The 13512-nt window shown below is 41.3% G+C and carries 15 protein-coding genes and 1 riboswitch; of the genes, 4 read left to right on the top strand and 11 right to left on the bottom strand.

Going from position 1 to position 13512, the window contains the following annotated elements:
• Positions 1–9 precede the first annotated feature (9 nt).
• The 8 genes from MUO15_RS19170 to MUO15_RS19135 all read right to left on the bottom strand — a co-directional run bounded on the left by MUO15_RS19170 (position 10) and on the right by MUO15_RS19135 (position 6502).
• Positions 10–501: a flagellar protein FlgN gene (locus tag MUO15_RS19170; protein ID WP_245031858.1), complete on the bottom strand. Its 492-nt coding sequence runs from the start codon at positions 499–501 to the stop codon at positions 10–12.
• A gap of 6 nt (positions 502–507) precedes the next feature.
• Positions 508–777: a flagellar biosynthesis anti-sigma factor FlgM gene (gene flgM / locus MUO15_RS19165; protein ID WP_245031856.1), complete on the bottom strand. Its 270-nt coding sequence runs from the start codon at positions 775–777 to the stop codon at positions 508–510.
• A 63-nt stretch (positions 778–840) separates the two neighbouring features.
• Positions 841–1266: a TIGR03826 family flagellar region protein gene (locus tag MUO15_RS19160; protein ID WP_245031854.1), complete on the bottom strand. Its 426-nt coding sequence runs from the start codon at positions 1264–1266 to the stop codon at positions 841–843.
• Between the two features lie 63 nt (positions 1267–1329).
• Positions 1330–2004, bottom strand: coding sequence for a ComFC family protein (locus MUO15_RS19155; protein WP_245031852.1), 675 nt, complete (start codon positions 2002–2004; stop codon positions 1330–1332).
• Complete coding sequence (locus tag MUO15_RS19150) at positions 2001–3425, bottom strand: ATP-dependent helicase ComFA (RefSeq protein WP_245031850.1); 1425 nt, start codon at positions 3423–3425, stop codon at positions 2001–2003. Before MUO15_RS19150 ends, MUO15_RS19155 begins: the two co-directional genes overlap by 4 nt.
• Before the next feature lie 98 nt (positions 3426–3523).
• Complete coding sequence (locus tag MUO15_RS19145; RefSeq protein ID WP_245031848.1) at positions 3524–4369, bottom strand: DegV family protein; 846 nt, start codon at positions 4367–4369, stop codon at positions 3524–3526.
• Positions 4370–4524: 155 nt separating this feature from the next.
• The gene (locus tag MUO15_RS19140; protein WP_245031846.1) at positions 4525–5202 is read right to left on the bottom strand and encodes a response regulator; all 678 of its coding nucleotides are present in this window, start codon (positions 5200–5202) and stop codon (positions 4525–4527) included.
• Positions 5203–5362: 160 nt separating this feature from the next.
• Positions 5363–6502, bottom strand: coding sequence for a sensor histidine kinase (locus MUO15_RS19135; protein ID WP_245031844.1), 1140 nt, complete (start codon positions 6500–6502; stop codon positions 5363–5365).
• A 168-nt stretch (positions 6503–6670) separates the two neighbouring features.
• Between MUO15_RS19135 and MUO15_RS19130 the strand changes: the two genes are divergently transcribed.
• The 3 genes from MUO15_RS19130 (at position 6671) to MUO15_RS19120 (ending at position 10272) form a co-directional block, all read left to right on the top strand.
• Complete coding sequence (locus tag MUO15_RS19130) at positions 6671–7303, top strand: YigZ family protein (RefSeq protein WP_245031842.1); 633 nt, start codon at positions 6671–6673, stop codon at positions 7301–7303.
• 62 nt (positions 7304–7365) lie between these two features.
• Entirely contained in the window at positions 7366–8394 is a 1029-nt protein-coding gene (locus tag MUO15_RS19125; protein ID WP_245031840.1) for an LCP family protein, read from the top strand.
• Positions 8395–8811: 417 nt separating this feature from the next.
• Positions 8812–10272 (top strand): APC family permease, encoded by a 1461-nt coding sequence (locus MUO15_RS19120; RefSeq protein WP_245031838.1) that lies wholly within the window; start codon positions 8812–8814, stop codon positions 10270–10272.
• Between the two features lie 43 nt (positions 10273–10315).
• Here the strand turns inward: MUO15_RS19120 and MUO15_RS19115 are convergent, their stop codons facing one another.
• From MUO15_RS19115 to MUO15_RS19105, 3 genes are all read right to left on the bottom strand, one after another.
• The gene (locus tag MUO15_RS19115) at positions 10316–11572 is read right to left on the bottom strand and encodes a TcaA second domain-containing protein (RefSeq protein ID WP_245031835.1); all 1257 of its coding nucleotides are present in this window, start codon (positions 11570–11572) and stop codon (positions 10316–10318) included.
• Positions 11573–11821: 249 nt separating this feature from the next.
• Positions 11822–11944 carry an anti-repressor SinI family protein gene (locus MUO15_RS19110; protein ID WP_245031833.1) on the bottom strand — a complete coding sequence of 41 codons (123 nt, stop codon included), beginning with the start codon at positions 11942–11944 and terminating at the stop codon, positions 11822–11824.
• Positions 11945–11969: 25 nt separating this feature from the next.
• Positions 11970–12081, bottom strand: a riboswitch (cyclic di-GMP riboswitch).
• 59 nt (positions 12082–12140) lie between these two features.
• Entirely contained in the window at positions 12141–12347 is a 207-nt protein-coding gene (locus MUO15_RS19105) for a YkvS family protein (RefSeq protein WP_245031831.1), read from the bottom strand.
• Between the two features lie 204 nt (positions 12348–12551).
• On the opposite strand from MUO15_RS19105, the gene MUO15_RS19100 reads away from it, so the two are divergent.
• Positions 12552–13370 carry a glycerophosphodiester phosphodiesterase family protein gene (locus MUO15_RS19100; RefSeq protein ID WP_245031829.1) on the top strand — a complete coding sequence of 273 codons (819 nt, stop codon included), beginning with the start codon at positions 12552–12554 and terminating at the stop codon, positions 13368–13370.
• The last annotated feature ends 142 nt before the right edge of the window (positions 13371–13512 follow it).

Here is a 13512-nt window from a genome sequence, read left to right as displayed (position 1 = left end):
CTCTTTTTCTTAAGCTTTCGAATCAAATACCGACCGCTTCTGCTCCACAGTTCCCGCAGGCTTACCGTAGTTCATCTGATTTAACGACGGCTGCAGCAAATCTAATGATACATTGATAAACTGTAACGACTGCTTCGTCAATTCCGCATTTAACACTTCCTGCTGTTTCAAATCAGCAAGTACGATAATAAAGGAATCATACGCCTCTTGAAGCCGTTCACGCTCCACCCCTTCAACAGCCGCCAGGATCTCTGAAACCGTCGGAGCCTCATTCATAAAACCTGATGCCACAGCCCACTCAGCCACAACCGCCATCCGCTTCTTCTCTAAGCCATTAATCGCCTGCACATGTTTCCGCTCCTGAGCAAGAATCCCTTGCAGCGCTTCCGTGTCATTCGATTTCAATGCCTCCGTTTTCTTACTGGAAAGTGCTAACAGACTATCGTGAAGCTGCCTCAAACGCTCCATTTGATCTATGATGCTATCGATGTTCACGGCCATTCTCCTTTATCCCTTGTTCGACCAGAAATCAACCATTTTCTTCGCCGTCGCATTCGGATCCACCTGATACTTGCCATCATTCACAGCGGCCTTAATCTCATCCACATACTTCTGACGCGCCGAGCTTTTCTGCTCCGACTCCTGCAGCGCCTTGCCCTGGTGTGAAATTTCGACCTTATCCTGCTGACTCTGCTTTTGTCTTTGAACGTCAGCCTGCTGAGTCACCTGCTTCTTATAAGGGTTAAAATTAGAATGGTTTGGACCATTGATCTTCATTTCATTCACCTCTTCCACCGTTTAAAATCGCTACCCTATATATCGGACACCTAAAAAATAAGTTTAGTCATTATCCTGCTTAGCCGAATAATAAGTCACCCGACCCATATCGTCCTTCCTATTTCGCTCACCCAGCTGCTCAAGTTCCTCCTGCTTTCGAACCCCATCCTGAATCTCATTTGTACAACTCTCACACAAGCGGCCATCACGAATTTGCGCCCCACACTTCTCACAATCATACGTAACTTCAGGAAACTGAGCCGGGTGCAGACGTTTCACCTTCACGAAACCACGAATCGTCACCTCATCAACACCCGTCCCCTCAACAATTTCCATCACATTCGCCGTCCGATTCTGCTTCTTCCGCATAAACGCATAAACCGTCTGGAAATCGCGTTCCTCCTGCTTCAAACAATTTTGACAAACCGAAGCCGAACCCTTCATAAACAATCCATGACACCTCGGACAATTCGCTAACTCAGCCATCATTAAAATCCCCCTGTAACCTCTTTTTCTATTATATCGGCAAACATCACATATTCCAAAGAGATGTTAACGAAAAAGTGTCAACGAATAAACAACTGGACAGCCATTCATCTTCAGCAGCGACGCCAAATGCCGCACCGTCATCCCCGTCGTATAAATATCATCGACCAACAGCACAGGCTTCCTCGGCTCACCCACCAATACAAACGGATTGTCAGCCCCCATCCGCTCCCTTCGCCCACGCTTCGATTGCTTCTCACTATCCTTTCTTTTGAAAAAGTCGACAGCATCAAACCCGAGCTGAGCAATGATTGCATCCGATTGATTAAACCCCCGCTCCCGAAACCGCTGCTCACTAAGCGGAATCGCCACCACATCCGCACCCACATCACGGAAGTGCTGATGATACGTCGTCTGTAAAGCTCCAGCAAAGGCTTCAATCAGTATAAAGTCCCCTCGATACTTCCATCTTGCGACAACCTCCCTGGCAAACTCATTGTACATGTACACCGAAACATTTTTCTCTAAGCACCCAGCATACTGCACTGAGTGCTCCCAGCGCACACAATCATAACAAACCCCTTCTGCATCCACACGACCACACTTCGGACAACCAGCCAGATCAATTCTCGCTAGCCTCGCGGAACACACCTCACACAGATTGATCTTCTTCTGTGGAAGCAAGAACTGGCCCCATCCCACTTTTGGGACAATCTCTTCTACACAAATCAGACACCTCATGATTGCTGTCCCAGTCGATTCATTTTAATAATCGCTTCCTGCGCATCAAGCATTGCATTCGTTTTGCCAATGTGAAAAAAGAACACATCCCCTGTCGGATCCTCATGACTGCGCCCAGCCCGCCCAGCGATCTGCACGAGAGCCGCTTCATCAAAAACAACATGTCCTGCATCAAGAACATACACATCTACAGAGGGAAACGTCACCCCTCGCTCTAAAATCGTCGTCGTCACTAGGATTCGATACGCTTGATTTCGAAACGCACGCACCTTTTCTTCACGGTCAGGGTCCTCGGCATGAACCGAAGTGATCTCAGGATACATCGGCTTTAATATCTCAGTAACCAGATGAGCATATTCAATCGTTGAGGTAAATAACAGGAGCTGTCTGCCCCCAAGCTGGTGGGAACGAATCAATTGAAGAATGAATTTAGGGAGGGATCGGTTAACTAACTTTTTTCGTAGGAAGGGGCTAAGTTTTAGTCGAGGAACTGGAAGTGGATAGCCATGGAAGCGTTTGGCAATGAAGACGGCAGGGAGCTGTTTACGCTTGATACGCTTTTTCTCTTTTGCCCTTGGGGTGGCCGTTAAGTAGACGAAGGCAGCATCGCGCTTCGCCGCACGTTTCGAAGCAAATTGGAGGGATGTGTCGTTGTGGTAGGGAAAAGCGTCAATTTCATCAATAATCATCACATCAAATGCATAAGCAAATCGGTAAAGTTGATGAGTGGTTGACAGCAGAAGTTGTGCATCACCAAGCTTATCGTCACTATCACCATACAAAGCTTGAATCGAAACAAGCGGGAAAGCCTGCTTCAACCTTGGTGCCAGTTCACGGACAACATCCGTGCGAGGTGTTGCGATACAAACCCTTTGTCCATACTTCAGTGCAGTCGCTATTCCTGGGAAAAGCATCTCTGTTTTTCCCGCCCCACAGACTGCATAAACGAGCAATTCACTATCCCCTTTAGAAATAGTAGCAACGATTTCATCTGCTGCCTTTGTTTGACCATCCGTAAGTTCCCCTTCCCAAGCACATGGCTCGGCTATAGCCGGCCATGGATAGTGAGGACTGCCAAGATAGAGCGGCTCACATTCAAGCACACGTCCCATCATAATACAGTTACGGCAGTATACACATTCTTTTTGACAGGCTAAGTGTGGCATAGCGGCAAACAGATAGTTCTTATTATTGCCGCACCGCCGGCAAACATAACCTGAACGCTGCTGTTCAATCGACAGGACTTTTTGAACTTGACCTCCTGTAACTAATGCAGTGAGTTCTTCTTCTAATAAAGGGATTTCTCGACGAGTAAGAAGTTTACCTGCGATCCATTTGTGAGGCGCCTGCTCTGGAATGAGTTGAAGTGTGGCAGGCAGCGGGGGAGATGAGATTTTTCGTGTGGAGAATAATTGAGGCAAAGTGATCACCTTCCTGATTTTTATAAAAAAGGGGGAAACGTTCTATTTCAATGCCTAGCGACCCCACGTCATATTGTGGGGCCCTGGTCTTACAACGCTTAGGATTTTTTATACCACCCCATACCAATCGCCCCTTCACCAAGGTGGGTGCCGATAACCGGTCCGAAATAGCTGACGGTCACTTCAACGTTATCATACTGCTCCTCAATGGCATGTTTAATTTGCTGCGCTTCCTGAGAACGATTGGCGTGAATGACACTTGCCTGAAATGTACCTTCGCGATTAATATCTTCCCCAAAAAGTGTGAGGATGCGTTTAAGCGCCTTTTTGCGTGTGCGAATTTTTTCAAACGGAACAATCTTTGTATCGACAAAATGAAGAACAGGCTTCACTTGCAGCAGACTGCCGACAAAGGCCTGAGCACCATTCAGCCTGCCACCTCGATGCAAGTGGCTTAGATCATCGGCCATAAAGTAGGCTTGCATTGATGACTTCATTTCCTGAAGGCGACGGACGATTTGCTCAGGTGTACCTCCATTGCTTGCAAGTTCGGCCGCTTCAAGAGCGTAAAAACCTTGCATCAAGCAGCTGATTTCTGAGTCAAACACGTGGAAATCAATATCTTCAACCATGTTCCCGGCAGCTATCATTCCTTGATACGTCCCACTAATTCCGCTGGATAAGTGAATCGCTACGACAGCATCATAATCACGGGCCAGTTCCTCTAACTTTTCCTTCATCAGCCCAGTGGATGGCTGGGAGGTCTTTGGAAGTTCATGATTTTCTTTGACCATATCGTAGAAGTCTTCTGTGGTAATGTCTACTTCTTCCTGATAGGACTCATGGCCAAAGATGACATTTAACGGCACCATATGGATTTGGTTTGCTTGACGGATAGTCTTAGGTATGTAAGCCGTGCTGTCGGTAAGTATCGCAGTTTTCATAGGTCAACCTCCTTATCAATGTATGGGTTGTCTCATTAATCTCTCCTCTATATTTTACATGAAGGATTATTCATTTGCATCTACTATATTAATGATAAACAAGAAAAAAGAAGCCCCGAAGAACGTTATCTTCAGAGCTTCTATTCAACAATTGATTAAACGACCTCCACCCAGCCGTTTTTAATAGCTGTCACTACTGCTTGTGTACGGTCGTTCACATTCATTTTTTGTAAAATATTACTGACATGGTTTTTTACTGTTTTCTCACTAATATATAATGATTCGGCTACTCCACGGTTACTATTACCATCAGCTAGAAGCTGCAGCACTTCACATTCTCGACGTGTTAAAAGGTGAAGCGGCTTTCTGTACTCAATAGCACGGTAAGCATTGCCTTCCTTCGTTTCAGAGAGCCGGCGATATTCAGCAACTAAATTATGCGTCACTTTAGGGTGTAAATAGGAGCCGCCTTCACTAACGACCTTAATCGCATCAATCAAGGCTTCGGAATCCATTTCTTTCAGCAAATAGCCCTGGGCCCCTGTTTTTAATGCATGTGTTACGTAATTCTCGTCGTCATGAATAGACAAAATAATGATCTTTAAGTCAGAATATCGACTTGTGATTTCAGCTGTTGCTTCCACACCATTCATGCTGGGCATGTTAATATCCATGAGAACGATATCTGGGTTATGCTTTTCAATCAGCTCAAGAGCAACATTACCGTCATCACCTTCAGCCACTACCTCAAAGCTTGCCTCAAAATCAAGGATACGTTTTACACCTTCACGAAATAATTTATGATCATCAATCAAGACTATTCTAGTCGTCATGAATCTTCCTCCTAATGAATACATTCGATTCCTCTTCTTCCACTTAATAGAATGAAGATCGTCTCTAGTTTTTCTCTTTTTATTATGTTTGTCGGTCATTACCCTAATCCTATATCCTATTATAAACGATTCAAGTCTTTTTACATAGTTGATTTAGAATTTAACTAGTAATAGGAATTCGAATCGTGACGATGGTCCCTTCACCTGGTGAAGAATCTATGTTCAGATCTCCATTTACCATGTCTACACGCTCACGCATACCCATGAGGCCAAAGGATTTTTCTTTTTTTATATTCGGGTCAAAGCCCTTTCCATCATCTTTAATCAAAATGTTCGTGTTCTGAGGTTTCATCTCAAAGGCCACTTGAATCACAGAAGGCTCTGCATGCTTCACTGCGTTTTGGACCGCCTCCTGGATCAGACGAAACAAGGCCACCTCATACTTCCCTTCAAGCCTGCGCTCTTCCCCAATCAATGTAAAGGAAATCTTGATGTTATTATACTCTTCGGTTGTTGCCAAGTATTTCTTAAGTGTTGGCACTAGACCCAGGTCATCCAAAGCCATTGGACGAAGGTCATAAATGATACGGCGCACCTCGTAAAGGGCCGAACGTACAAGTTTACGAACATTCTTCATCTCAGAAAGTGCTTCGTTAATCCCCCGCTCATTGAACGTCCGCTCGACAAGATCAGAGCGAAGCATAACGTTGGCAAGCATCTGCGCAGGACCATCATGGATTTCCCGTGAGAGCCTCCTACGTTCTTCTTCCTGTGCTTCAATAATTTGCAAGCCAAACTCCTGCTTCTCTTTAGCGGATTCCAGAGCATCAGAAACATGTTTGAAATCTTCGGTTAAATAATTTAACACGATAGAAATTTTACCCGCTAAAGCTTCTGCACGCTGAATGGTATCATCCAAATTACGGAGACGAAGTTCGATTTCATGACGTCGTTCTCTAAGTTGCTTCTCTTTCTCCCTTGTCATGGATAAGTCCATTTGCAAGGAATGTGTTTGCTCGTAAACTTTTCGGATTTCTTCTTCTGAATACTGTTGAAATTGCTTGCTAACCTCCGAGAGGCGCATTCTGGATAAACGAACTCTTTGTTCAAGAGTGTCTCCTTCATTAATCAAGCCCGTGACCTGTTTTCTAATTTCATGCAACTCTTTATTCAGTTTCTCGAACTCGCCACGGGAGTCTTCACCAATCTGGAAGATTTCATCCTTACTATTTGTTACAGTGTCGACCATTTCCCTGATAATAAAGTCAAGTGCTTTATCCCCAGATCCCATCTCGTTCATAACAAGTCTCCTCCATCAATATTCACATAATCATTCGATTGACCTAAGTCAATTTATGGGGGTTATCCGTAAAAACCTAATATTTTTTCTCTATTCTTCATCTATCTACATTTGCCCATACCTATAAAAACGTTATATAATAGTAGCTTAGGAGGTTCAATTAAACCTATGTTAGAAAGCTATTATACAGTAAATCCTCGAGGATCAGAAGAAATCACCATCCAAAAATCTCGCTTCATTGGACATATAAAGCGTTGTGAAACGGAAGATGAAGCTCGAAATTTCATTCAATCTATCAAAAAGAAATATAACGATGCCAATCATAATTGTTCAGCCTATATGATAGGTGAGCATGACTTGATACAGAAAGCAAATGATGACGGGGAACCTAGCGGGACAGCCGGGGTACCTATGCTTGAAGTCCTTAAAAAGATGGAGCTAAAGGATACAGCTGTGGTCGTCACTCGGTATTTTGGAGGAATTAAACTCGGAGCAGGTGGTTTAATACGTGCCTACTCAAGTTCAGTTTCAGAAGCAATTAAGGCAACAGGCCTTGTCAAACGACAGTTAATACAAACAATCAAAGTTATCGTTGACTACTCTATGCTCGGAAAGCTTGAAAATGAGATACGAAATTCTTCATATTATATGGATACGATTCATTATTTAGAGAAGGTAGAGATAGACGTAAAAGTACAAACAAATCAAACGAATGCTTTCGAAACTTGGATAACTGATTTGACGAGTGGCCAAGCTGATATTAAACAAGGCGAACGCAGTTATATGGAAATATCCCTATAACATACGGTCTTAAAGTGATGAGTTACTAACTTTTTTATTGTGTTTTAAAGGGGAAGAGTATTATGAAAAGGAAAAAGATAAAAATAATTTTATGGTCACTGGCAGCAGTCCTCCTTGTTTTTGTAGGTGCAACGGTAGGATATGCGGCTTTTCTAACGGATAAAGCCCGTCAAGCTGCCAATGAATCGCACCAGTCACTCGAACGTGGTGAAAAGTCAGACATGAGGAACACAGAAGTTCAGCCAGAATTTGATAACACATCGATATTATTTATAGGTGTCGATGATAGTAATACACGTTCCAATGGAAATCCAACTGGTCATACAAGCAGATCAGATGCCTTAGTGTTAGCAACGTTCAACGATGACGACAAATCAGTTAAGTTGCTAAGCATTCCTCGTGACTCTTACGTGTACATTCCTGAAGTAGGGTATCGGGATAAAATCACCCATGCACATGCATTTGGTGGCACCGATGCCACAGTCAAAACAGTTGAGAACTTTTTAAATGTTCCTGTAGATTATTATGTGCGACTCAATTTCAATTCATTTATTGAGGTGATTAATTCACTCGGTGGTGTAAAGTTTGATGTTCCTTTTGAACTAACTGAACAAAATAGTGAGGATGAAGAAGATGCCATCCATCTTGAAGAAGGTTATCAGACTGTAACGGGTGAAGAAGCCTTAGCTCTTGTTCGCTCTCGTCAATATGACAGTGACTTAGCACGCGGGCAACGTCAAATGAAAATGATTGAAGCTATTATCGAAAAAGCATCACAAATCGGTTCCATATCAAATTATGGTGATGTCATTGATTCCATCGGAAATAATTTAAAAACGAACCTAACTTTTTCTGAAATGACTGCTTACAAAGATTATGTCCTCCAGCAAGATGGCTTAAATTTTGAAGAAATGCAGCTTGAAGGGGAGGGAGGATATATTAACGGAGGCTGGTACTATCAAGTTGATCAAATGAGCCTGCTCAATATCCAGAATACCTTACAAGCTCATTTAGGGGTTAACGAATTATCAAACAGCAGCAGTTCTTTTGCTGGAGAGAAGAAGAACAACTACAACAATTCCCTACAATAATCTAGTTATTCCCCGGGAAATATCGTCAAAATAAATGTCTTTTTTCGGATAAGTCAGCAAAACCTACCTCATATTTATTCATGAAGTAGGTTTTTTTCGTGAAATATGTTTAGATTGAGACGAATGAGTGTAAATAAAAGAAATAGCCACAATTATGTAGAGGATGAGTGACATAAGAATTACTGTATAGAATAATGTAAGAATCCGTTGTTATTAGAGGATGTTCAAAAAGTCACCGAATGATAAACGGCGAATTTCTTCGTTGCCCGGTTTTTCCGGTCCTCACGTATGAAAGGCATACGGCTTGCGGTCCTCAAAACTTTCGCGCTTCGAACTTCTTGTCTCTCATTCGTCAACTTTTGAACACATACTATTAGGAATTATATTTGGATATTTTATAGGAGGCTTTATTCGTTCATGGCTAAACGAGAAAGACAAAAATTACAACGTTCATTAAAACCACACTGGGTCTGGGCCATTGCCTTTGGCTCTGCAATTGGCTGGGGAGCTTTTGTGCTGCCGCCGGATTGGATTGGTCAAGCTGGACCCATAGGTGTTGTGATCGGGATATTACTCGGTGCGATTCTTATGATGATTATTGGTGTAAGTTATGGTTTTCTAATTGAAAAATTTCCGGTAACCGGTGGAGAATTTTCCTATGCTTATATAGGATTTGGCAGGGGCTTCGCCTTTTTAGCAGGTTGGTTTTTGACACTTGGGTACATTTGTATTGTTGCGTTAAATGCTTCCGCCCTTGCTTTGTTAGCAAAATTTCTATTTCCTGATTTTGTCCGCACCGGAAACCTTTATACTGTTGCAGGTTATGATGTTTCAATTATTCAAGTTTTAATTGCAAGTGCAGCATTAATTATTTTTGCCTTATTAAATATCCGCGGGACCAGCTTCTCAGGACGAACACAGTTTGTTTTTAGTATGATTCTTATTTTCGGAATCCTTTTGCTTGCTGGTGGCGCTATTTTCTCTGAAGGGCCGAGCTTATCAAACTTATCCCCAGGGTTTCTTCCTAATCAAACCGCAATCGCCTCGATATTAACGATATTGGCGATCGCACCGTTTGCTTATGTAGGGTTTGATAATATACCCCAAGCTGCGGAAGAATTTAAATTCGAAGCAAATAAAGCGTTTGGGCTCATTATTTGGTCACTACTCGCAGCTGGATTGGCTTATGCTATCATGATCATCGTTACAGCGAGTACGATGCCATGGCAAGAACTTCTTGCACAAATAGAATCCCAAAATTCTGTATGGGGCACGGGTGATGCCATTGAGAGCTATATGGGCAGAGCAGGTGTGTTTGTAATCGCGATTGCTGTAATTATGGGAATCTTCACAGGCCTTAATGGATTCATCATTTCATCAAGCCGCTTAACCTTTGCGATGGGACGTGCACGAATTTTACCAAATGCTTTCCGTAAACTTCATAAAAAGTACCAAACTCCATATGTGGGCATCTTGTTTACTTTAGCTGTATGTCTAATTGCCCCATGGTTTGGCAGACAAGCACTACTCTGGGTTGTTGATATGTCTTCAACGGGAGTCGCTATAGCTTACTTTTTCTGTACAGCTACTGCATACAAGATCTTTAAATGGTCAGACAAACAACCTGACAAACATTCAGCAAGTACTGTTGCACCAGGTAAAAAATTTCTAGCCCTAATCGGAATGATCAGTTCCATAGGATTTCTTATCCTATTACTACTTCCACAGTCACCCGCTTCACTCGGGAAAGAATCCTATATTGCCTTAGGAATATGGGTACTGCTTGGAATTGTATTCTATCTTGTCAATGCCCCACGCTATAACAAAATTGATGAAAAAGAAATGAACTATCTCATTCTTGGAAAAGAAAAATTATAAATACAAGAAGACTCACCTCTTGAGAAGGTGAGTCTTCTTTTCATTAAAATTCAACAACCTCTGTATCTTCAGTTTTCATGGATGATACGGGCATACCGGAAGTAATGAACCACATACTCTCAGCCTCGTCATAGGTTAGATTATAATTCCATATATACGTACTTTCTTCTCTAACCATATCCGAGGGCTGTTCATCATTATTATAATAGCCAGAATGAAACGTGAACGAAACATACAAACTTGAAGTAAACGGGCGTTCCTCATCCGCGCTTGTTATTTCCATGCTTCCTATATCGTAGACGATTTCGGTCACTTCACCTACAAAATTTTCTCCCGTCGCTTCAAGACCTTCTATGTTATTCTGGGCACTCTCCAAATACTCTTCACTTTTCATCCTTTTAAACTTAGCTATGTCCTTCGATTCGTATGCAGCAATATACTGTTCCACATGGTCAGAGACCGCTTCTTTTAAATCTTTCTCCAGTGATTCAGAAAGGCTTCCTGCTGTAACATCAGGCTTTACGTCTTCAAAGATCAATTGGATTGGCTCAGATGTTTCGTATGTATTAATCGATATGATTTCATCATGCTTGTTACCATCAACATCAACGACACCTTTCACAATATGTTCCCCAGGTGTTAAGCCCGCTAATTCATATACTGAATCTCCTTCAAGTAGCCCAACCTTATTTCCATCGAGATATAAGGTGACATTTTTTACATTTGAAGAAATTTCTATACTAACCGGATCTAATGATAGTGCATACTGATCAAAAACAAGCCACTGTGATCCTTGATCTTGCAAGTGCAGTGCATATTCTGAATCAATCCCCTCTCCTTTAGAGGCAGAACGTAAATAACTGAGGGTGGATACAAACTGATCAGAATGATTATTATAATAATCAATCATGAGTTTTGCTTGTCCCTCATTAAATGTCTGTTTTGCATGATCAAATGCAACTAAATCAACAAGCTTATTCGCATTTTCTTCATTTACGGCTTCCTCAAATTCTTGAACCACATGCTGAGCCGACGTTACCTTACTAAGATACAACCACAAAGTTGTCGCAAACCCGATAAATAAAGCAATGGATATCAAGGTAACAAAAATCTTTCTCCAATTCCTCTTGCGATAGGAACGCTGCTCTTCAACATGTTCACTATAATAATTACTGGCATTTAACCACTCATGGTTTTCTGCGAATTCAGCTGGCTGTTTAGCTCTTTGTTCTGCACTACATTCTTCGCACTCCTCTAACGAAGGAGAGATTTCTTTTCCGCATTTCCGACACTCTCCCACACAATCCCCCCTTTTCCTACAAAACTAATTCCATTTTACCATAAAGTAAAACGGGCAGCAGGGGATTTTTCTTTTCCCCAATGAGCTAGTTCAGGCCCGGCTGTGAGTTACCGAGGCTTTCACAAACATCATGTTCTATGGATTCTACCCTATTCCCTAAAGATTTTACCTTTTCTGATCTCCCTACAACAAGAATCCATTTCAAAAAAAGAAAAGAGGCTCCTCTATTAAGAGAAGCCCCAATGCTCGTCACAATCTGTTTTTCGTAATAAATTGTTTAATTTCCTCTTTACTTAATCCAATAGCTCTTGCTAGTTTCACTAAAGCTATCCAGTCAGCATCCAAACTTCTCATATCCTTTACCTTATCCAATGAATGACCCCTCCATCATCCATCCTTAGGCAACTCGGCGGCCATGACCACTTCTTGGCAGTATGTAACTCACGAGGCTAGGCGTTAGATCCGTAGCTTTGCGTCCTTACCTTTCAATAAGTTTGCCTTTTTAAGGAGAAGTTGTTTTTGATAACTACTATTATAATCCAAATTCGTTAAAAAACACAGTTATTTTTTAAGATAATATTCGATAATTCTCGTGCGCGACAACAGTACGTTCATAATCAAAATCAATTTCTTCAAAATTTTCCATGATCGTTAAATCTACAATAACAGATCGTTGACATTGACTTGGAATGACTTTCCCCTTGAAGCGTGTCTCATTTCTTTCGAATTCTACAATGTTCCCAGGATTGGCTATCTTCGTATCTGTTTTAAACACGTATAAGACCCCTTTCAACTAAAAACAATATAGATTATAGCATAAATGAACTTTCAATATTCGACAACCTTTTTCATAAAAATGTCATTTATTTGTAATAAAACATTAGAAAGATTATAAGTATGTTCGTTTAAATCAAATTTTTTATAAGCTGTGAAACTCAAGCAGGAGCCTATTGTAACTTGTGTACAGGTGGGGCGAAATATGATATTGCTGATCACCTCATTTTTCGTGCGACAGGATATTGCTATAACGAATAAGGGAATGTATTATAAGATCATGATAACTTTAATGATGGTTTTAAACCTTTTAAATCTATTTAATGATGTTGAAGTTTATGCACACAGGGGTGCTTCTACTATTGCACCTGAGCATACGATAGATGCTTATGATGAAGCAATTAATTACGGCGCTGATTATATTGAAATTGACCTGAGGATGACAAAGGACAATCATATTGTAGCACTCCATGACCAAACGGTTGATCGAACGACTGATGGGGAAGGGTATATTAGCAATCTAACGTTAGAAGAAGTTAAACGTTTAGACGCGGGAAGTTGGTTTTCGCCAAAATATGAAGGATCGCGGGTACCTACATTATCAGAGATATTCAATAGGTACGGCAATAGCATTAAATACTACATTGAAACACGTGTCGTTAACAATAAGGCTGTGATGGAGGATGATGTACAGAATATTATCAAAAAGTACAATGTGAGAACTGAAAACATCATGTTTCAATCCTGGTATGAATCTTCTTTAATGAAAATTGACGACAAATACAAACGCATTAAACTTTATGCGGAACCTTTTAGCAAGATAAATATTGAACATACAGCTACATACGCAGATGGAATAGCAAACGAAGCTAAATATTATGATCGATTAACCTTAGTTAAACTAAGATTGCTAGACCTTGAGAGTCATGCTTTTTTCTATGAAAAAGAACACAAAATGACAGGAAGAATGAAGCAACTAGGTGTAGATGGAATATTTACGAATTACGTACAGTATCAGCCTTAACAGTCGGTGCTGTTTTTGTTTGATTGGAGGTAAAATCCATACTAACGTATTCATTTAAAAATAGACTTTCTATGCATCGTTCCCTTTAACTTAAATCTATTATGAACTAGTTAAATTCGAACTCCACATCGACTAACAACTT

It is taken from the genome of Halobacillus amylolyticus, assembly GCF_022921115.1.
Lineage (GTDB): Bacteria > Bacillota > Bacilli > Bacillales > Halobacillaceae > Halobacillus_A > Halobacillus_A amylolyticus.
This window is presented reverse-complemented; position numbering and strand designations above follow the sequence as displayed.

Excerpts from the sequence above, each read along its gene's own strand:
- MUO15_RS19100 (WP_245031829.1), top strand. The coding sequence starts at position 12,552 with ATGATATTGCTGATCACCTCATTTTTCGTGCGACAGGATATTGCTATA.
- MUO15_RS19135 (WP_245031844.1), bottom strand. The coding sequence starts at position 6,502 with ATGAACGAGATGGGATCTGGGGATAAAGCACTTGACTTTATTATCAGG.
- MUO15_RS19140 (WP_245031846.1), bottom strand. The coding sequence starts at position 5,202 with ATGACGACTAGAATAGTCTTGATTGATGATCATAAATTATTTCGTGAA.
- flgM (WP_245031856.1), bottom strand. The coding sequence starts at position 777 with ATGAAGATCAATGGTCCAAACCATTCTAATTTTAACCCTTATAAGAAG.
- MUO15_RS19125 (WP_245031840.1), top strand. The coding sequence starts at position 7,366 with ATGAAAAGGAAAAAGATAAAAATAATTTTATGGTCACTGGCAGCAGTC.
- MUO15_RS19170 (WP_245031858.1), bottom strand. The coding sequence starts at position 501 with ATGGCCGTGAACATCGATAGCATCATAGATCAAATGGAGCGTTTGAGG.
- MUO15_RS19130 (WP_245031842.1), top strand. The coding sequence starts at position 6,671 with ATGTTAGAAAGCTATTATACAGTAAATCCTCGAGGATCAGAAGAAATC.
- MUO15_RS19155 (WP_245031852.1), bottom strand. The coding sequence starts at position 2,004 with ATGAGGTGTCTGATTTGTGTAGAAGAGATTGTCCCAAAAGTGGGATGG.
- MUO15_RS19160 (WP_245031854.1), bottom strand. The coding sequence starts at position 1,266 with ATGATGGCTGAGTTAGCGAATTGTCCGAGGTGTCATGGATTGTTTATG.
- MUO15_RS19120 (WP_245031838.1), top strand. The coding sequence starts at position 8,812 with ATGGCTAAACGAGAAAGACAAAAATTACAACGTTCATTAAAACCACAC.
- MUO15_RS19145 (WP_245031848.1), bottom strand. The coding sequence starts at position 4,369 with ATGAAAACTGCGATACTTACCGACAGCACGGCTTACATACCTAAGACT.